This window comes from Streptomyces sp. NPDC046900 (assembly GCF_040644975.1).
GTDB lineage: Bacteria > Actinomycetota > Actinomycetes > Streptomycetales > Streptomycetaceae > Streptomyces.
The window spans coordinates 1-18,281 of sequence record NZ_JBEYXD010000054.1 but is presented as its reverse complement, the minus strand read 5'-3'; the positions used below and the strand labels follow the sequence as shown (position 1 = coordinate 18,281).

The 18,281-nt window shown below is 68.3% G+C and carries 14 protein-coding genes and 2 pseudogenes; 4 read left to right on the top strand and 12 right to left on the bottom strand.

Features of this window, described 5'->3' with window-relative positions:
- Positions 1 to 26 precede the first annotated feature (26 nt).
- From ABZ904_RS34980 to ABZ904_RS34955, 6 genes are all read right to left on the bottom strand, one after another.
- Entirely contained in the window at positions 27 to 179 is a 153-nt protein-coding gene (locus ABZ904_RS34980; RefSeq protein ID WP_359410390.1) for a hypothetical protein, read from the bottom strand.
- A 153-nt stretch (positions 180 to 332) separates the two neighbouring features.
- Positions 333 to 872, bottom strand: coding sequence for a hypothetical protein (locus tag ABZ904_RS34975; protein ID WP_361827949.1), 540 nt, complete (start codon positions 870 to 872; stop codon positions 333 to 335).
- 780 nt (positions 873 to 1,652) lie between these two features.
- On the bottom strand, positions 1,653 to 1,913 hold the full coding sequence (locus ABZ904_RS34970) for a hypothetical protein (protein ID WP_361827946.1): 261 nt from the start codon (positions 1,911 to 1,913) through the stop codon (positions 1,653 to 1,655).
- A 251-nt stretch (positions 1,914 to 2,164) separates the two neighbouring features.
- Entirely contained in the window at positions 2,165 to 2,485 is a 321-nt protein-coding gene (locus tag ABZ904_RS34965; RefSeq protein ID WP_359410394.1) for a DUF6233 domain-containing protein, read from the bottom strand.
- Positions 2,479 to 2,667: a hypothetical protein gene (locus ABZ904_RS34960; protein ID WP_359410395.1), complete on the bottom strand. Its 189-nt coding sequence runs from the start codon at positions 2,665 to 2,667 to the stop codon at positions 2,479 to 2,481. The genes ABZ904_RS34965 and ABZ904_RS34960 overlap by 7 nt, the downstream gene beginning before the upstream one ends.
- A 2,067-nt stretch (positions 2,668 to 4,734) precedes the next feature.
- Positions 4,735 to 7,977, bottom strand: coding sequence for a hypothetical protein (locus tag ABZ904_RS34955; protein ID WP_361827943.1), 3,243 nt, complete (start codon positions 7,975 to 7,977; stop codon positions 4,735 to 4,737).
- 147 nt (positions 7,978 to 8,124) lie between these two features.
- On the opposite strand from ABZ904_RS34955, the gene ABZ904_RS34950 reads away from it, so the two are divergent.
- Positions 8,125 to 8,502 (top strand): hypothetical protein, encoded by a 378-nt coding sequence (locus ABZ904_RS34950; protein ID WP_361827940.1) that lies wholly within the window; start codon positions 8,125 to 8,127, stop codon positions 8,500 to 8,502.
- A 721-nt stretch (positions 8,503 to 9,223) separates the two neighbouring features.
- On the opposite strand, the gene ABZ904_RS34945 is transcribed toward ABZ904_RS34950, so the two are convergent.
- A complete protein-coding gene (locus tag ABZ904_RS34945; RefSeq protein WP_361827937.1) occupies positions 9,224 to 9,667 on the bottom strand; it encodes a VCBS repeat-containing protein in 444 nt (147 codons plus the stop codon).
- Between ABZ904_RS34945 and ABZ904_RS34940 the strand changes: the two are divergent.
- A pseudogene (locus ABZ904_RS34940) lies at positions 9,648 to 9,761 on the top strand (site-specific integrase); the annotation flags it as partial. The gene ABZ904_RS34945 and the pseudogene ABZ904_RS34940 sit on opposite strands and share 20 nt — an antisense overlap.
- Positions 9,762 to 9,842: 81 nt before the next feature.
- Here ABZ904_RS34940 and ABZ904_RS34935 read toward each other — a convergent pair.
- Positions 9,843 to 11,027: an MFS transporter gene (locus tag ABZ904_RS34935; RefSeq protein ID WP_361827934.1), complete on the bottom strand. Its 1,185-nt coding sequence runs from the start codon at positions 11,025 to 11,027 to the stop codon at positions 9,843 to 9,845.
- Positions 11,028 to 11,127: 100 nt separating this feature from the next.
- Between ABZ904_RS34935 and ABZ904_RS34930 the strand changes: the two genes are divergently transcribed.
- Positions 11,128 to 12,213: a DUF5937 family protein gene (locus tag ABZ904_RS34930; protein ID WP_359410399.1), complete on the top strand. Its 1,086-nt coding sequence runs from the start codon at positions 11,128 to 11,130 to the stop codon at positions 12,211 to 12,213.
- 1,112 nt (positions 12,214 to 13,325) lie between these two features.
- Here ABZ904_RS34930 and cutA read toward each other — a convergent pair.
- Positions 13,326 to 13,652, bottom strand: coding sequence for a divalent-cation tolerance protein CutA (gene cutA / locus ABZ904_RS34925; RefSeq protein ID WP_359410400.1), 327 nt, complete (start codon positions 13,650 to 13,652; stop codon positions 13,326 to 13,328).
- 166 nt (positions 13,653 to 13,818) lie between these two features.
- Positions 13,819 to 14,624: pseudogene (locus ABZ904_RS34920) on the bottom strand (IS256 family transposase); the annotation flags it as partial.
- A gap of 11 nt (positions 14,625 to 14,635) precedes the next feature.
- On the opposite strand from ABZ904_RS34920, the gene ABZ904_RS34915 reads away from it, so the two are divergent.
- Positions 14,636 to 14,839: a hypothetical protein gene (locus ABZ904_RS34915; RefSeq protein ID WP_361827930.1), complete on the top strand. Its 204-nt coding sequence runs from the start codon at positions 14,636 to 14,638 to the stop codon at positions 14,837 to 14,839.
- A 59-nt stretch (positions 14,840 to 14,898) separates the two neighbouring features.
- Here ABZ904_RS34915 and ABZ904_RS34910 read toward each other — a convergent pair whose 3' ends face one another.
- Both ABZ904_RS34910 and ABZ904_RS34905 read right to left on the bottom strand, forming a co-directional pair.
- Complete coding sequence (locus tag ABZ904_RS34910; protein WP_361827927.1) at positions 14,899 to 17,256, bottom strand: glycosyltransferase 87 family protein; 2,358 nt, start codon at positions 17,254 to 17,256, stop codon at positions 14,899 to 14,901.
- A 74-nt stretch (positions 17,257 to 17,330) separates the two neighbouring features.
- The gene (locus tag ABZ904_RS34905; RefSeq protein ID WP_361827924.1) at positions 17,331 to 17,765 is read right to left on the bottom strand and encodes a hypothetical protein; all 435 of its coding nucleotides are present in this window, start codon (positions 17,763 to 17,765) and stop codon (positions 17,331 to 17,333) included.
- Between the last annotated feature and the right edge of the window lie 516 nt (positions 17,766 to 18,281).

Sequence of the window (18,281 nt, the reverse complement as noted above, 5' to 3'; positions counted from 1 at the left end):
GGAGTTCTTCCAGGCGTCCGCCGTCGTCACGAAATCGGCGGCGCTTCGCCGGTCAGCTGCAGGCCCTCGGTCTGGGCCTGGCCCACCAGCTCCTCGATCAGCTGGTCGTCCACGGACTTGGTCGACACCGGCCCAGCCACCTCGACTGCCGCGGGCTCGTTCACGTTGTCACTGGTCATCGATGCATCTTCCATGATCGAGAGTTACACCGAACGATTTACAGTCCCGGGCCCGGAGCCACATTCCGGGCCCTGCGTCAGCTTCCGCAACCTGTCGTTGCGATCCTCTCCGCTTGCGCGGAGCCAATCCCCCATCGGCGGAGGCACAGTCGGTCAGCGGGGAACCTTGATGCCGTCGACCGTGATGCTGTCAGGAGCACCTGCGATGGGGATCCAGACGTCGTTCAACGAGAGGGACAGGAACCGGGCTTTCGGCTGGACAAAGTCGTTGAGCTGGATCACTCCGGTGACAAAGCGGCCAGCCGGTACCGACTGGGGCATTGGACTGTTCGGGTCGCACTGGTACGTATGACCGGTGTCGTCGTTGGCGCCGCATACCTCAAATAGCGCAATGTGGATGCCCTCGGTGTAGCCGTTGTCCACTCTGACGTGCAGGAGGATACGGCCCGCCTCGATATCGACCTCTTCCACAGTGACCTTGAGGGAGCCGCGTTGTTGGGACACGGGCGCCTTCAGCGTCTTGTTGTTGCTCACGGGCGTGGCCGTGGCGTCGCCGCTGTCCTGCCCGCTCGAGCTGTTGGAAGTCTCCTGCTGGCCAAAGCCGTTGCTGCCGGCCGTCACCCCCTGCTGGGGACTCCGTTTGTCGTTGTGCGTGAGAAGCCACGGCACCGTTGCGCCCAGGAGCGCCGCCACGATGCCGCCGATTACCGTGATCCAGACCCCACGCAATCCTGTGCCAGACCCACCACCGTCACCTCTCCCGTCCGGCTCACCATCCCCGCCTCCGCCGCCACCGTTACCGGGCTCTCCTACTGATGCCGACACCTGACTCCCCCCCCCAGCGTTTTCGGTACAACCCCCTGAGGCAGCCGCTGCCCCAGCCATCTGGCTCTACCCGCCGTGGGCCCATGAGCAATCCACGCCAGGCACCCATCCGGTGTCACCGCCCCGGACCGTGCGGCGGCCCCCGCCGCGGCGCTCGCGCGAGCCGAAAATACACACCGAAAAGTCACAGACAAGCCAACCCTGGCTACCCACACGCGGGTACCAGCCAAGTGACGCCGTTCCTGGGCGGGCAACGGCGTACGGGCGGCTGCTTGTCCCCCGAGGCGGTTGCCGGCCGTATCCTCGAACGCATGACCATCCCCGTGCCCAGCCAGCCAGCCGGCCAACGGCCGATGGGCCCGGGGCTTCGAGCCCTGCGTCAGATACGGACCGGGCGGCAACCCCCTGTGCATCACCTGCCTCGACAAGCAGAAGCCCCTCTGGGGATCGAACGTCACCCTTCTCGGCCGGCCTCAGCTCAGCTGACCGAGCGTGAACGCCCCGCCCTACACGAGCCGGCACATCCGCGGGTCCACCTTCCCCTAGGTGCACGCCAGAACGTCATGTCGACCATGGCGAAGCTGATATGGAACGTCAGCCGGAACAGCAAGATCACTAGCCCAATCACGAGGGCCCCCCTTTCCCAACCTAGCGGCCGGCCTTCCAATCAGTGTCCAAAATCGCAGCGTGCACAGCCGCGACGATCAGCGTGAACACCAGCACGCCGCCCGACCAGTTCTTGGCATTGCCGACCACTGACGCGACGATCGGCGTGCCCCAGGCGAAGACGGCGTAGAGAGCTGGCACATACATGGCCACGACCCGCTTCTTCGCCGCGATGAAGAACAGCGGCGGCGCCATCAGACCGGCAGACGCCACGGCCACCACGACCCAGATCACCTTGGCCACGGTGGATGAGTACATGCGCGCCCGGATCGGCGCATTGATGTACGGATTGCTCGTCGTCCCCCCTCACTCGCACGGAGACGACAGTGTGACCCACTGCAAGCCAGTGCGTACACAGAACCGGCGTAACCCCCGGATTCAGCACTTCGGCCCCCAGCCCCTCTACTCCTACGGACCGGTTGTACCGGTTGCACCGATGGGAAGGAAGGCCCTGTCCCGCGCTCCGGCCAAGAGACTCCAGGGGGCAGGGCCACCTAATCGCCGTCCTGCACCAGCGGGTTGAGCGCCAGCGAAGCCCCGCACTCCTTGCACGTGACCGCCCCGGCCGTGGACCGCAGCACCTCCAGCGCATCGAACAGATCGACTTCGTCCGCACCGGCAGGAGCCTTGGGGCAGTCCCAGATGTGCACGATGACCTGACCCGGACGCCTACGCTGCGGACGGGTCGGCTGCACCTTGAACGCCCACCGGTCATCGGCCGGCTCCTGGCCCTCGTCCTCCTTGGGTAGGGGAAACGTGGGGACGGCGTCGTAGGCGACGCCCTCGATGGGCCAGGCCTGCTCGGGGGTCAGCACACAAGATACTCATTGGGCTCGACACTCTCGGCCGGCCCGTTGTTGGCCCACATGGGCATCCCGACCCGGTACATCCAGCCGCCCAACAGCCACTGGCGACGCTCATGCAGCCGGCCGCGCAGCTCCTGGCCGTCCGGCAGAACGACTCGGATCGGCGGCAGCGGTGGTTGCGAGGAGGACATGCCGCCACGGTACGAGACCCGGGCTCCGCCCGGCCGCCGTGGAGATTTTTGTACAGTCCTCAACTTTCCCTCAACTTCCGCGCCCGAAATCTTGCTAGCGTCGCCTCACTCGGGGCACCTGCTCCACGCAGGGCGTAGGGGCCCCGGGCTCCACGAGCGGCCGGCGGCTTCCATTACCCCCGTTGGGAGCCGCCGGCCTCAAGGAGCCCCCAGGGTCACGGCTCACCGAAAATGCGAGAGCCGCCATCGGCAAGGCCGAGCAACGCCCACCGCCCAGCGCATCCAGGGAACGAAGACCCCGAAATTGTCAGAAAGACAATCAAACTTCGCAGTCGTAAACTGGAGTTGCGCTGAACACGGAGCAGGTATCCCGTGAGGGGCGGAACGCCTCTGCGTCAGAGCTTTGAGCGCGGCGTACCCACGCGAGGCCGACAGGCGGCAAGGGTCCCTCCCACCGGGCCCAACCGAGCCGGCAATATGCGGGCGGTGCAGCCCCCGGGAACGGCAACAAGAAGATGGGCCAGGGGCACGCCCTCATGAGCAAGTTCCTGGCCCACCCTCAATGCGCTGTGTCGAACTCCCAAGCACAGGACAACCGCGAGGCAAGCGAGTCGGCCATATAGAGCCCAATGTCGCTGAATCGACAGCACACCATCGCGCGGCCGGGCGACGACCAGGGGTCCAGCGCGGGCAATTTACAAAAAACTAGCAATAAGTTCGAGGGTGGGAATAATGACCGAAAAGTGCGGGCATCTCGCCAATTCGACGGCTACTGATCGGCCTCGGCCCCGTGGTCCTCCTCGGATCCCTTCTCGGCGCACCGGGCATGGCCCAAGCAGCTCCAGCCCCGCAAACGGCCCCGACAGCCGCGTGCGCGAGCACGGCGGGCCACCACAACGACGGTAATCACGCCCAGAACGCGTCGAAGAGCACGTGTCGTTGGGAGAAGAAGAAGTGCAGGACCGTCATCAAGGCGAACAGCAAGATCATCCAGACTTGCTGGTCAGACTTTGTCAAGGTCTGCGGATACCGGTGGTATTGACAAGAGCGAGGACTCCCACCTGGGCGACAGCCCGGCCGGATTAGGCGCGGGGCTGTCGCGTGATGCTCGGTAACCAGGGCCAGTTGGCGCAGTTCTCTGCCCGACTGGCGATGCGGGCGACGGACGGCATGAGCGCCCGAAAAGGAGCACGGCGAGTCGAAGCCCGCGAGCCGCCGGCCTCAGATCAACGCGAGCCCCGCTTGCCACGGCACGTCGATGGTGTGGCCGCAGTCGACGAGCGTGACGAGGTAGCGGCCCTGCTTGTCGACCTCGGGGTAGAGGAGCGCATGTCACGCGCGGAAGGCGGTCAGTCGATCCGCACCCTGGTCGGCGCTGCCCGCGCCATCGGTTCGGACCGGCTTTGCCTTCCGTGTACACGCCTACGCGCCTTGCTCTGGCCGCGACTGCCGGGTTCCGGGCCGGGGCCGTCGGATCTCGGCCCGCTGTAAAGGATTACCCAAGATTGTGTATTGCCTGTCCGGCCCAGCAGTTTTCGCCTCATTTCGGCGGATGCGTTTGACTCGGGATGTGCGCCGGATGCCAGGGTTGCTGATCGTCGCCCTCGGCGTGGCACGGGCGCTCTGTCGTATGCCGTCGCGTCCTGATGGTGAACGGCGGCGGTGCCGTTACCGGCCCTGGCCGGGCTCGGAGCGCGGGATCTGCTCCAGACTCGCGACTCCGTGCTGCGCGGGCGACCGCTCGCCGGGCGGCTCCGCCTCCCGGCGCGGCTACCCGCAGTCCCGGCCCTGGTCCCGGCCGAGCCGGATGTGTGCGCCGTGGGCCACGAGTTCTTTGTGACCTCGATGCGTCCCGTCGAGGTGCCCCGGGTCCGGTGGGCGGTCCCGGCAGGGCCGCCATCTCGGCGAACTCCCGCGGGGCGAAGCCGCCGTCGCGTTTCGTGTCAGTCCCTGAGACACGTACCGTGCGCTGGGTGTCGATTGATCAGGCTGTGGGCCGTGGCCGCGTTCATCTTGGGGATTCTTGGAAGCGGGTCTGGTCGGGATTTGGTGACGACGGTCACCGTGTCACCATTCACGTAGCTCTTGGCGGCACTGTGCGGCCCTTTTCGGCAGGCCGAGGGCCTCATACAGTTCTGCAGCCTCCTCCATCTGGCGGCGCCCGTCCCCTGCCCGGCCGTCTCGCCGTGCGTTGTCCGCGAGCATACGGAGGGTTTCGGCTTCACTGCGCCGTTTGTCAAGGGTGCGGTAGAGGGTGAGGGCCTGTGTGGCGTGCTCGTCAGCGCCACGCAGATCGCCACGCAACCGGGCGACGTCCGCGTGCACGAGCAGGGAGTTGGCTTGACCGAGTGGGTCGCCGAGGGTGCGGTAGAGGGTGAGGGCCTGTGTGGCGTGCTCCTGAGCGCCACGCAGATCGCCACGCAACCGGGCGATGTGCGCGTGCACGAGCAGGGTGTCGGCTTGACCGAGTGGGTCGCCGAGGGTGCGGAAGAGGGTGAGGGCCTGTGTGGCGTGCTCGTCAGCGCCATCGACATCTCCACGCAACCGGGCGACCTCCGCGAGCATGCGGAGGGTTTCGGCTTCACTGCGCCGTTCGCGAAGGCTGTGAAAGAGGGTGAGGGCCTGTGTGGCGTGCTTGTCAGCGCCACCGACATCACCACGCACGCGGGCGATCGCCGCGAGTACGAGTAGGATTTCGGCTTCACCCTGCCGGTTGCCGAGGGTGCGGAAGAGGGTGAGGGCCTGGGTGGCGTGGTCCTGAGCGCCATCGACATCACCACGCATCCGGAGGCCGTCCGCGAGCGCGACCAGGGTGTGGGCTTCGCCGCGCCGGTCGCCGAGGGTGCGGTAGAGGGCGAGGGCTTCACCCGGTGCGGTGTTGACGATGGCGTGAGCTTGCAGAAGTGGGTCTTTAAGGTCGGTGGCCAGGCTTGCTGCTGCGATGCGTTCCCGGGCCGCGAGTTCTTTCTGGTGAGCGGCCTCGGTGTACTGGGTGAGGGACACGCTTGTCGAGATAGTTGTCGGGGATTCTTGTGGCCGTGACCACACGGCCTTGAGCTCGGCGAGTTCGGCCCTGGTGAGGAGAAGGTGGACCATGCAGCGCTGGTCGGGGCATTGCTGGGCTGCGGTGGTCGCGTTGTGAAGGTGCTGGTCGGCCTGGCGCAAGTTCCATGCGCGGAGGTCGATGCGTGCCAGGAGCCGGTGGGCGAGGGCGGTGTGGTGCAGGCCGGCTGCAGGATCGTCCAGGATCTGTTGCGCATAGGCAGCGGCTTGGTCGTAGTCGTCCAGGATGAGCGCGGCTTCGGCGTGCAAGAGGTGGGTGTGCGCCGGGTGCCGTTCGGAAGGCACGGGGTCGCCCGGGACAATGGCTGGCATGGCATGCTCCACTGCCTGGGTCGGCTGATCGGTGCCCACAGCGTCTGAGGAGTTTGCGACCCGCTCGCCAGTGCGGGCGCTGAACGTCAACTGTTCCAGCAGAGCGCGGGCGCGGGGTGCGTCCCCCGTGGTCAGGGTGGCCTCGGCCAAGGCTGTGTGCAGGCTGAGATCGTCGGGTCTGGCAAGGCTGCCAGGATCTGTGCTGGTAGGGACCGGGTGGAATGTGAGTGCGGTGGTCCAGTGCTCGACCGTGTCCTTGCAGCGGGGGCGTTTCCAGGCGGCCTGGCCTGCCAGGCACGCCGATACGTATATGGCGTGCCTGCGCGTGCCAATGGTGCGGTAGAGAGCCAGGGCATGCTCGGCGTGGTCTTGCGCGGCGGGAAACTGCGCGAGTTGGTAGGCGAGGAATCCTGCGGCAAGGTGGGCGTCGGCGGCGATCGCAGGCAGGGTGTTCTCGCAGTCTCCTGAGTCCAGGGCGGCGTCGGTCAATAGCTGGATCTGCAGGGTGTCTGGCGGCGTTGCTTGCAGCGCCGCGGCGAGGCGAGCTGTCCATGCGGCAGTGTGGGTGTTGTCGCCGGTGGCGAACCGGTGGCGGGCAGCCTCCAGCGACCAGCCGCCATCACCGGCGAGAGCCTCGTAATAGTCGGCGGCGGCGCGGTGCAGGCCGGGCAGGATACGCTGGTCTGTCGGCTGCTGCGCATCGTGGGCGCGAGCGTTGTCGATCAGCCATCCCCGCATGACCGCATGTAGCCGCCAGTGGCCGTCTGGCCCGGACTGCCCGTCGTGGCCTGCGGGTTGAGGGGTGATGCAGGAGGCCCGTGCCAGGCGGGTGAACGCGTCGGCGTCTGCCGGGTGGTTTGTCCGGGCCACGGCCAGCAGGGCGGCGGGAGTAAAAGTCTCCAGGACGGCGGCCGCGCGCAGCAGGTGCAGAGTTCGCTCGCTGAGCCGGTCCAGGACGTGATCGCGCAGCCACTTCGTGCGGGCCGGCCCAGTTGGTGCGCCCGGCCCGGTGAGTTGGGCGAGGAAATCGGCGGGTGGAGGTCCGGCTGGCTTATCGGTGAGGAGACCGGTCAGGACATTCGCGATCCAACTGATGGTGACAGGCAGGCCGCCTTCGGCGTCGGTCACTGCGGCCGCGACCTCGGCATCGACCTGCAGTCCCCGGCGGGCGAGGTAACGGCGGGTGTCACCGCGTATCCAACCCTGCAACTCCACATGGCCGACGCTGTTACCGGCATAGTCGTCGGTCGTGGCCATCGCGGGGGCAGTGGTGCCGGCCAGGACGACGCTCAGGTGCGGCATAGCATCCAGCAGTTGGTCGACTACGCCGCTGAACCAGCCACCTACCCCGTACGGCTTCCCGTCGCGGGGCTGTTCGGCTCGGACGTCGTCGAAGTAGGTCAGCAGTTCACAGGTGTCCACCATCAGCACTAGCCGCCCACGCCGGACTCCCCGGGCGACGGTCAGCAACTGGTCGGTCCACTGCCCGCGCTGCTGCCCTTGGGTGAGGGTCCCGGCCGTGACTTCCACCGGGGACTTGCTAATGCTGCCGCCGAAGCCCGCCCACTGACGGACACTGACTCGCCAAGGTCGAACGTGCCCGATTAACGCGGCCTTTCGCCGAAGCCGGCGTCGGCGCCACCACGGCGCCAGTGTGGCCAGATGGCCGCCGACCCTGCGCAGCAGTTCCAGCGCCGCTTCCTCGGCGCCCTCGCTGCGCACCGCCATCCCCGACAGCAGTGCTTCTGCGTCGACCACCGCGTACGTCCAGCCTCGTGGTGGATGGGCCTGTGCATAGGTCAGCACCGTGGACTTGCCCATGCCTGACAGCCCGGTCAGCAGTAGCACCCGCTGCCCACCACCGCTTCTGGCCAGCGCGCCTACGGCGCTCAGGGCCATTTTGCGGTCGGTAAACAGCCTATCGAGATCCTCCACGTCCATCCCCCTGCCAGCAAAGGCCCTGTTCCCGCACCCGGTTGTCGATAATCTGACTGAACGGCAGCATTCTGGCGGGACGAACTGTCAAGCTGAAACTGCCGCAGATGGAGCGTCCCGTCTGCCACCGAGCCATCAGGAGTTCCCATGGCCACAGCTACACAGAAGGCTGTCAGCGCGGGCGGTGTGCTCGTCGGAATCGCCACAGGGATTGTCACCAACCTGATCACCAGCCGGTGGAGCTGGAGCCTTGCCGCGGCCCTGACCGTGCTCGCGGCGGCCGGCATCTGGCTGGCCCAACTGACCCGGACTACTCCCGGTCGCTCCCGCCACCACATTGCGGCAGCCCACGACGGCCGGATTGAGAACTCGGGGGCAACCGGCCGTGACGGAGCCGACATCAGCCAGACCGCAACCCACGGCGGAGTCATCAGCGGATCGCCAATCACCGCACGTGGCGCCGACGTTGAGCAGAGAACGAAGCACGGTGGGCACATCGTCAACTCCGCCAGCGATATGCAATAGCCGAGCACAGCGCACCGGAACCGGCATGCTCCGGCGGCGGCGCACCCGCCACCGGTGAGACCGGGCGAATTTTAGTCGGCGACTGGAGCAACCAGGTCCGCAGCTTCGCCGCCCGCCTCGCCGATAGGGTGCACGGTGTCGGACGCCCTTTCGCCGGAGGATCGGGCCGAAGGATCTGACGCGGCAGACGTGCACGGGCGCCGTCGCAGCGCAGCGTCGTAGAGACGGACGGACGCCCCCTGAGTGGCCCGTCTCGGTCGCGCAAGGGGCCGTTACCGACCTTCAGGATCCAGCCGCCGCCAGGGAGACCTCGGCGCCGTTCTTGCGCGTGCCCCACCGGTCTGGCGAGGAGGATCAGGCGGGGAACGTTGATGAAGATTCCCGTGGCCGCCTCAATCGCCTTGTCGGAGGGATTGATCCGCAGGTTGTCGTGCATGGCACGCCGGAGCCCCCGGACTGCCTTGGCGTCGGGACGGGGGTGCGTCCGGGACTCGCTCGATGTCCAGGACGCTGCTGTCCTCGGACGTGATCTGCACGGATGCAGAACTCATGATCGAGACCTAGCTCGTTAGCGTCTCCTTGCACAGCGCGAAGGCGCCCTCCCCGCCCGAAGGCGGACGCGGGGACCACGAAAGTCACCGTTGCGGCCGGGGGAGGTACGGGACCGTCGAGACGCCGGTGCGCAGGCCTCGACGGCCCCTGAGAGACAGCGTGGGTTTGTTTACCAGCCGGTGCCGATCTGCTGGCGGGTGCTGAAGGCGGTGGCGGTGCGGGGGTAGAGCCACAGGATGCCGGTGGCGTCGTCGCGGGCGATGACGTCGGGGTTGCCGTCGCCGTTGAAGTCGCCGATGCCGGCGAAGGTGTAGGCGTTCCAGCTGCTGCCGATCTGGCTGCGGGTGCCCAAGCCGTTGCTGTCGTTGCCGGGGTAGAGCCACAGGATGCGAGGAAGGGGGGCGGCGTCAGCAGCTGCTTCCAGGTGGGGCTTCATCCGAGCACGTACGTCTTGGGGCTGGTCGCCAGCGGCGAGGTGGTTGTACAGGATCTGCTGCCGTTCGGTGCGCGTGAGGTCGGCGACGTCCACGGTGATGTGCTGCTCGTGCAGCCGGGGATAGGCGTACGGCTTCATCCACCTTGGAGAGGCCAGGGCCAGCCTGCCGATGCCCATGGCGTAGTCGCGGCACAAGAAGCCGGAGAACGTCCGCCGCTACTTCAAACCGTCGCCAGAGGCGATCGCCGTGCTCACCAGGCTGCTCGCCCCGGCGGCACCAGCCACTGAGCCGTGTTCCCTGCTTCTTCTCGGCGGTAGCGGCGGTTCCGTAGTGCCTCGTGATCGAGCATGCTCAGCGGGCGACGGCGGAGGCGGAGAGGAGCGTCGCGGCGGCGAGGCTGCCCCAGAGGGCAGCCGGGCCGTGGGGTGCGAGAGCGGTGATGACCGCTGGGGAGGCGGCGAGGCCGAAGCCCGTGGAGAGCTGGAAGCGGGCGAGGGCGCGTCCCAGGCCATGCGCCGGGGCGAGGGCGGTGACGAGCGCGGTGGCGCTGCCTGCATAGATGATCTCGCCGAGGGTGCAGACCACGGACACCGCGGCGACGGCCGGGGCACCCCAGCCGTGTCCGAGGGAGGTGGCCGCGACGAAGCCGAGGTAGGACGCGGTGAGCACCACGCCGGCGATTGCCAGCACGGATCGGCGGGGGAAGCGGGACATCAGGACGGTGACCGGAACCTGCAGGGTGACCACCAGTACCGTGTTGGCCACAAAGATGGCCGCCGACCACACCGGGGAGGCGTGCATCTGCGTCACCAGGACCAGAGGGAGCGCGATTTCGGGGACGTTGAGGCAGAAGACGTAGATCACGTTGGCGGCCAGCAGCGGGCGCATCCGGGGTGCGGGCTCGTCGTCCCTGTCCTTGGCCGCGGCAGCGGCCGGATGGGCGTGCACGTGGACCGACCACGCCAGGGCCGCCGCGGTGAGGTAGGCGAGCCCGGTGACGGCTGCCAGCGCCTGCAATGCGGTGGTGCCTGCCGCCAGGCATGCGGTGGCGAGGAGTGCACCGGCGCCCAGGCCGGCGTTGCGCAGGGCGCGGCCCCCTGCGAGGGCGGCGTCGCGTTCCCGGCCGTGGGCCACTGTGGCCACGAGGGCGGCGTGGGCGGCCGGCCATGCCTGGTTGCCGATGCCGAGGAAGAGCGCCGCTGTCGCGAACAGCCAGACGTTCCCCGTCGGGGTGGCCAGCAGCAGCGCCACGCCCAGCACCCGCACCAGCATCGACGCCGCCACGACCGTGCTGCGTGCGCCCCGGTCCAGCCATCGGCCCACCGCGGGCATGCACACGAGACCCGTGACGACGCCGGCTGTCATGGCGGTGCCGGTGACCGGCGCGGACAGCCTGAGCACCGTCACCCCGTAGAGCAGCAGAAAGGGCCGCAGCAGGCCGGTGCCGAGCGCGTCCACGGCCAGGGCGACGACGTAGCGGGGGCCTCCGGAGGCACGGAGGAGGGCGCGGGGATGGATTCTGGTGGTGGTTGCCATGGCGCCAACGGTTGTGTCGGGCCGCCGGATTCGACACGCCGGTTGACGGACATCGTCAACCGACGCCGTCGCCGGCCGTCCGACCAGCGATGATGGGGGGATGACGCTGCGCATCGACATCACCGGGCTACCGGCCGAGCGGCTGCGGTTCGCCGCCTCCCCGCTGGCCGAACTGACCGCGATGTTGCACGTCCTGGCCGAACCCGGGCATCACCCGCGGCTGCCCGGCTGGGCCGGGGACGTCTGGTCCGGGATGCCGCCGGAGCTGGCCGAGAGGCTCAGGGAGGCGGAGTTCCTCTGGCGTTCCTCACGAGCCGATTTCCTGGTCCCAGCCCGGCCTCGGCCAACCCTCGCCGAGGAGTTGGACGATGTGGACCGGATCGACGACGAGACCTATGTGACGGCCGCGCTCACCACCACGTGCGGCAGCAATCGGGTCCACTTCGCTGCGCCGTCGCCGCTCGCCGACGCAACCGCGCGCGAGCGGGCCCTGGACCTGGCCCAGGCCCGCGGCGCACTCCAAGAGGCATTCGCGGAGCGGCTGCTCGCGGACCCGGCCGCAGTGCGGGCGCGGGTGCGCCACACCCTCGAACAGTGCGCCGAAGCGTTCTTCGACGCCGCCTGGACAAGCGTCGCCGTGCAACTGGCCACCGACCTGCGTCTGAAGAACGACCTGCTGAAGCGCCAGGGCATCGGGGCGGCACTCGCCTCGGTCTCCGGCGCGGTCACCCTGGCACCGGACGGCGACTGCATCGTTGTGGACAAGCTGCAGGACAACGCGACCGCCGCCCACGGCACCGGGGTCACCTTCATCCCCAGTGACTTCGGCCGCCCGCACCTGGTGGTGGTCCATGCACCTGGATGGCAGCCGGTGGTGCAGTACCCCGTGGCCGAGCCGAGTCCGTCAGTGCCGGTGTCGCTGGAAACGGTCACCCTCCGGCTGGAGGCACTCGCACATCCGGTACGACTGCGGCTGCTCCGCACCCTGGCCCGCGGCCCGCACACCACTGGCGAGCTGGCCCACGCCTGGGAACTCTCGTCCCCGGAGGTCTCCCGCCACCTCGCCGTCCTGCGCCGCGCGGGCCTGCTCACAACCCAACGGCACGGGCGCTACGTCCACTACACCCTCAACCTGCCCGAGATGACGACGCTGGGCACAGACCTGCTGGCGGCCGTCCTACGCTGAGCAGCTGAGGAATGGCAGAACGCGGGCGACTGCCGGCCCGCGCTCTGACCCTGACGCTGCGGTTTGCCGGAGGACCCTCATGGGAGAAGACCCGCCGCATGCCGGAGGCCTCCGCACATGCGGCTCGGTTGTTGGACCGGTGGAGAAGAACTCCCGTTTCACCTGCTTGATCCGCACCGTCAAGCCCCGGCCGTGGGCAGGCCGGGCGGCATAGACACTCGTCCAGGCACTGCCGTTGGGCGCAACCCCGCCCAGGTATGCGGTTTCCGTTGTGACCACCTTGCGGTGGGAGTCGACTCCACCGTGACGTAGTAACGGGCGTCTCGGTAAGCGTTCTTGTTCGTTGCAGTGATCTTCGCCGTCGTCATGCCAGAGGCTGGGTCTGCGTACCCGATACGCCCCAGTTCAACATCGCGCAGAGGTCCGGCCCCTCTTGGTGGCGCGGTGCTGACGGATCGTGCCAGGGGCGGGCAGCCACTATCCTCGTCCTTGGACGTGTCGCCCGAGGCCGTACAACCACCGAGTACAGCGACAGCCGCACTGACGATGGCCACCAACCAGACACGACCCGTCACAGTCCCCCCGAGGCCGCACAGGTGGAAACCTGGGCAGAGCATAGAGGAAGAGGCACGCTGTGAGGTGCGCTGTCCCGGTGGTTGCATGGCAGTCGGTGCGTTGCCAGGGCAGCGCGGCCGTGGTCGTGGGTACAGCCGGGACAGTCACAGGATCCGCGTGGCGCGGGGGTGACGGGGCCGCGCCCGTTGTGGGCGCGGCGGGGATGGTCAGCGGTCAGTGGACAGGGCCAGGAGTTCGGCGAACGTCCCGCCGGCGTGGGCGAGGTCGTCGTAGCGGCCTCACGACCGCGCTGGCCTACTTCGACGACGCCCACGCCCGCGACAAAAGCCTCTACCTGTCCTGGCTCGCCGCCGCCTACCTCGAAGCCGGCGAGCCCTAGCAGGCAGCAGCAACCGCAGACCGCGCGCTCGACCTGGCCGCCGAGGTCGCATCGGTGCGACCCCGCGAACGGATCGTCCCGGTCCTGGACCGCCTGAGCGAGCACCGTGCCCTTCCGGCGGTCGCCGGCGTGCTCGACAAAGCCCAGGCGTGAGCGCCTACCCTGCGGGCTGCGTGTGGCTGGCAATCCATTCCAGGCACCCCTTGGACCCCGCCTCGATTGGCACGGCCGCAACCTCAGGGTTCTGCCACGGGTGATGCGCGAGCAGATGGGCCTCTAGCTCCGGGTACCGGGACCGGGTGGTCTTGAGCAGTACCTGCCACTCCTCCCCGGTGCCGAACTCGCCATGGTGCCAGAAGGCAGACATCACCGGGCCCACGATCTGGGCTCCCGCCGCCAAACGCTCGCTCACCACTGACCGCACCAGTTCAACAGCCTGTTCCCGCGTCTGAGTTGCCGTGGACACCTGCAAGAAGTCAGCCACGCACGCGAGACTATCCCCTGCTCGAGGAACGCCGAGGAAAGCTCGGACGGGAGCACACCCCATGCGACGCCGGGGAGCTCTCCGCTCTCAAGCTTGAGCGGCTGTTTCGTGGGTCACGTCCGCTGGAGTGGTGTATCGACGGCCACTCGGTGATCTCGTTTTGAGACTATGCGGTGAGTTCGGTGGGCAGGGCGGTCTCGTCGGTTTCTGACTCGATCGGGTGGGGGCGGACCTTGGCCAGCAGGTCGAGTCCCATGTAGCGGCGGGCCTCGGTCCACTCGTCGTTCTGCTCGGCCAAGACAGCGGCGACCAGGCGGATCAGGGCGGTGCGGTCGGGGAAGATGCCGACCACGTCGGTGCGACGACGGATCTCCTTGTTCAGCCGTTCCTGCGGATTGTTCGACCAGATCTGCCGCCAGATCTCACGCGGGAAGGCGGTAAAGGCCAGCAGGTCGTGCTGGGCGGCGTCCAAATGGGTCGCAGCCTTGGGGAACTTGGCCTCCAACGCGTCCAGGACGTGCCGCATCTGGGCCTGGACCGCGTCGGTGTCGGGCTGTTCGAAAACGGTCCGCAGCAGGGTGGCCACCCATGGCTGGGCCGTTTTCGGAACCTGGCTCAACAGGTTTCTGGTGTAGTGGGTGCGGCATTTGTGCCACGATGAGCCGGGCAGCACGGCACCGATCGCGTCGACGAGGCCAGACGCCGGTCAGGCCGGGGCGATGAGCGAGCGCAGGAAGGCCAGCCAGCCGGCGCCGTCCTCGCAGGTGGCGACATCGATGCCGAGGATCTCGCGGTGTCCGTCGGCGTTGACGCCGACCGCGATCAGGGCGTGGACGTTGATGATGCGGCCGCCTCGCGGACCTTCTGGGTCAGCGCGTCCACCCAGACGAACGCATACGGCCCGGCATCCAGGGGACGGTTGCGGAACGCGGCGACCTGCTCGTCCAGGTGGCGGGCCATCGCGCTGACCCGGCCGCAACCGCGTGATCGTCACCAGCAGGCTGCGGCAGCCCACCGTCGACGACAAGCAGGGCCAGCGCCGCATCAGTATCGAGATCAATGTCGAGGATGTCGCCGTTTCCCTCACCTATGCGACGGCTCAAGCCGCCAAGACCTTCCGCAACTCTGACGACTACCGCGCCTACTCGGTGCGTTGGAGGCCCGCCGCAAGGTACAGGCTGGATTGAGCGGTGGGTGGAGGGTGGTGTCAGTCCCATAAGGCGTGTCGGGGTGGTCCAGCGTGGTGTCAAGGGAGGGGTGGCTGGTACGTGGTCGTAGGGGTACCAGTGGCCGTTGTGGTCGGCTCCGTCGAGCGGCCATCCGTGTTCGGTGTGGCGTGTGTGGAACGGGGATCCCGGACGTCCGGTCGGAGCCGCGGCCCTGCGGCCTCCTCGGGCTCCGGCTCCAGCGGCACCAGCGAGGTGGAGCGCCACAGCCGGGCGCAGGCGAGCAGTGTTGCGGCCAGCAGCAGGACGTTGCGGGCGGCCAGCACGCAGACGCCCAGCGGTCGGCCGCCCACCACGGAGTCGAAGCCGAGCGGGAACTCCAGCACGGTCAGCGCGGCGACTGGCAGCAGCAGGAGGGCGACCGGTCGCTGGGCGGTGCCGTGGGCGCAGAGGCAGACGGCGGCCAGCCCGATCAGCCAGATGAGGTACTGCGGGCTGATCACCCTGCTGGTGGTCACGAACAGCAGGGTGGCGGTGAGCGCGGCGTCGGCAGTGGCGGTCGGCCCGAAGTGCCGGGCGCGCAGCCGCCACACCAGCAGCCACAGGCCCGCCACGGCGCTCAGCACCAGGGACGCGGTGGCCACCTGGCTCACCCACGGGCCCAGGAACTCCATCGATCCGTAGTGGTAGGAGACGATGCCGTGCCAGCCGAAGCGGCGGGCGATCTGGAAGACGGTGCCGCCGAGCGACTCGATCTCGACGCCGCGCTGCTGCTGCTCGTTCAGGAAGGAGAAGGCGCCGGGCAGGGCCGCCTCCGCGGCCAGCGAGAGCAGCGCGACCGTACCGCCCGTGGAGAGCCAGGCGCGCAGGCCGCGGCGTCCGCGCGGCGCGCCGAGCAGCAGCAGGCCGGGCCAGACCTTCAGCAGCACCCCGATCCCGGCCAGCGCCCCGCCTAGGACCGGCCGCCGGGCGATCACCAGCAGGGCGGCGATCGCGACCACGGTCACCATGATGTCGTAGCGGGCGAAGACCGTCGGCCCCAGCAATGCGATGCCCAGCACCCAATACCAGCTCGCGACCAGCCGCCGCCCGCGGCGCCGGTCGGCGCGGATCAGCAGGCCCAGTGCCAGCATGTCGAAGGCCGCCGCCAGCAGGATGAAGGCGTGCGCGTAGCCGAGCGGCAGCAGGCCGGGCGCGACGATCACCAGGGCGGTCAGCGGCGGGTACTGCCAGGTGACGTCCGCGACCGGGTAGTGCCCGGCCCGGAAGACCCCGTACCAGCCGTGGTAGATCTGCGAGACGTCGCTGAGCACGGCGACCTTGGTCAGCGGGATGATCCCGGCCAGCACGAGCAGCAGGAAGGCCCGGCTTATCGCCCAGCCCGTCCACAGCAGCGGGCGCGAGCAGAGCGGCCCGGACTCACGGGCGGATCTCTCGAAGCGGTGCCGGGCCCTGGCACGGGTGGTCTGCACGATGCGTGTCCTGGTCTGGCCCCGCGGGAGGGACGTCTCAACGGGTCTCGGGGGACATCGAGGAGTCTCGATCGGCCCGCATGTTTTCGAAAAGAGCGTGCCCATCCTAAGGACGCCCTTCGTCGAGCAGGGTAAGAAACGGCCCAGAACCCTATATGTGGGATGCCTGGCATCCACCAGGATGATCCGGCCGTGGTCCACCGTCGGGTAGATCGTCTCCGTGAACGGCCACCCTGTCGCGCCCAAGGCCGACCCCCGCGCGCCAGCGACCGACAGGCCTGCCAGCGCCCCGCGTTGCCCCGGCGCCCCGGACGTCCGAGGGCAGCGCAGCATTTGCACGCCCGGCCGAACGGTCCCGACAGCCCGCAAGGACGTCACGGCGTCCGTGGCCGCCGTGCAAACCGCCCCACCGGCCCGGGTCACCGCCCGTGTCGCCGGAGCACCGCCGGCGATCGGCTGGATCGGCTTCCCACGACTGGCCGTCGCTCTCCGCGTGGCCGGGTCGATGGTCGAGGTGCCCGGTGGTGGCAGTTCGACGCCGCCCTGGCGGGCGAGTACCAGATTGCCCAGATCGGCCCGGCCCGAGGAGGGGATGATGGCGGTGGAGGTCGTCGGCTGGTATCCGGCTGCGGTGACGATGACCGTGTAGGCACCCTGCGGCAGCGGCCCGAGCTCGGCGGCGTGTTCGGCGGGCAGGTCGATCAGGTCGTAGTGGCCGCGGGGCTGGAGCAACACCTCCGCGGGCAGCCGCAGCTGGGTGGCGAGTGCGTCCAGCCGCCAGTCCTTGTCGGCCCACAACGCTTCGGTGATCGGGGTGCGGCAGGTCCGGCAATCGGCGAGATCGGCCTCGTCGTTGCGGGCGGGCTCAGGCAGGAAGGGCGGCTGCAGCGGCTTGGCCTGGAAGCCGCCTTCGAAGGGGAAGGTGGTCCAGCTAGTAGTTGGCCACTGAGCGCCATAGTTGGCCACCCTGGCCGTCAGCGCTCGGGGACACGTCGTATCAGGACGACTGGGCTTCGGCGATCGAGATCATTTCTGCCGAACTATCGAAATGTGAGGGTCTGGAGCATGCCTTCGAACCGCCTGAAGACGGGCGAAGTATTCACGACCTGGGTGGTGTCGACCGGAGTCCATGCCACCAGCGGCCCACCGGGGGCGTCGATGACGGCGACGCGGAAGTCGTAATCAGGCTGGAGGCCGAAGCAGTCCTTACCCGGGTCAGCCTTGGCCGTGGGACAGCCGAATGATCCGTCCATCGGCTCATTGGTGTTGCCCGTCAGGAGTGTGGTGGCCCGGCCACTGACGGTCGTGGTCTTCTCGTCCCGCCAGTTCGCGTGATATCCGGCCTGCTCGCGAAGGTATGCGACGTAGCTCTGGTAGGTGGCGGGCGGCTCCTCGGGGCTTCCGCTGCCACCTGGTCGGTATACCACCGCGGGCAGCAGGAATCGGACCTTGTTGCCGGCCTTCACCCACGTCATAAAGGTGCGGGTGTCCGACACCGGTTGGCTTCCCAGCGAGGTGGGGACGATGATCGTGAGCCGTGCCCCAAAGGACTGGCTGGTGTACGTGTGCGATGCCGCTGTGGAGGATGACGGCTTAGCGGTTCCCCCTCCGCCGTCATCGCAGCCCGGCACAGCGAGCAGGGCGCACGCGCCCGCAGCGGAAACCAGTACCCGGCGAACGCGCATACGCCACATCCGGCCACCCCCAAGGTCGTGAGGTACGACTGTGACGTCATCGCGTCGGCTACGGCAAGAGCAATGACGTGTAAGTCGGTCCTCCCGGGTCGCCATGCTGCTCGGGTTATCACCCAAACATCGTGCTCCAGGTACGCATGGACGGTCGGCAGAACGTTCGCGAAGGGGCTGTGCGGCCAACTGTGATACTCAAAGTGGCCAACTACTGAGATTTTCGGTTCGGGGTGACGTCATGGCGGGGCCGGGATGATTCCGGTCTCGGCGATGAATCCGTCGAGTAGACCGGGCTGGTACTGC

Coding starts and splice junctions, on each gene's coding strand:
- ABZ904_RS34980 (WP_359410390.1), bottom strand. CDS start 179: ATGACCAGTGACAACGTGAACGAGCCCGCGGCAGTCGAGGTGGCTGGG.
- ABZ904_RS34960 (WP_359410395.1), bottom strand. CDS start 2,667: ATGTCCTCCTCGCAACCACCGCTGCCGCCGATCCGAGTCGTTCTGCCG.
- ABZ904_RS34950 (WP_361827940.1), top strand. CDS start 8,125: ATGGCCACAGCTACACAGAAGGCTGTCAGCGCGGGCGGTGTGCTCGTC.
- ABZ904_RS34945 (WP_361827937.1), bottom strand. CDS start 9,667: ATGGGCATCGGCAGGCTGGCCCTGGCCTCTCCAAGGTGGATGAAGCCG.
- ABZ904_RS34935 (WP_361827934.1), bottom strand. CDS start 11,027: ATGGCAACCACCACCAGAATCCATCCCCGCGCCCTCCTCCGTGCCTCC.
- ABZ904_RS34930 (WP_359410399.1), top strand. CDS start 11,128: ATGACGCTGCGCATCGACATCACCGGGCTACCGGCCGAGCGGCTGCGG.
- ABZ904_RS34905 (WP_361827924.1), bottom strand. CDS start 17,765: ATGACGTGGGTGAAGGCCGGCAACAAGGTCCGATTCCTGCTGCCCGCG.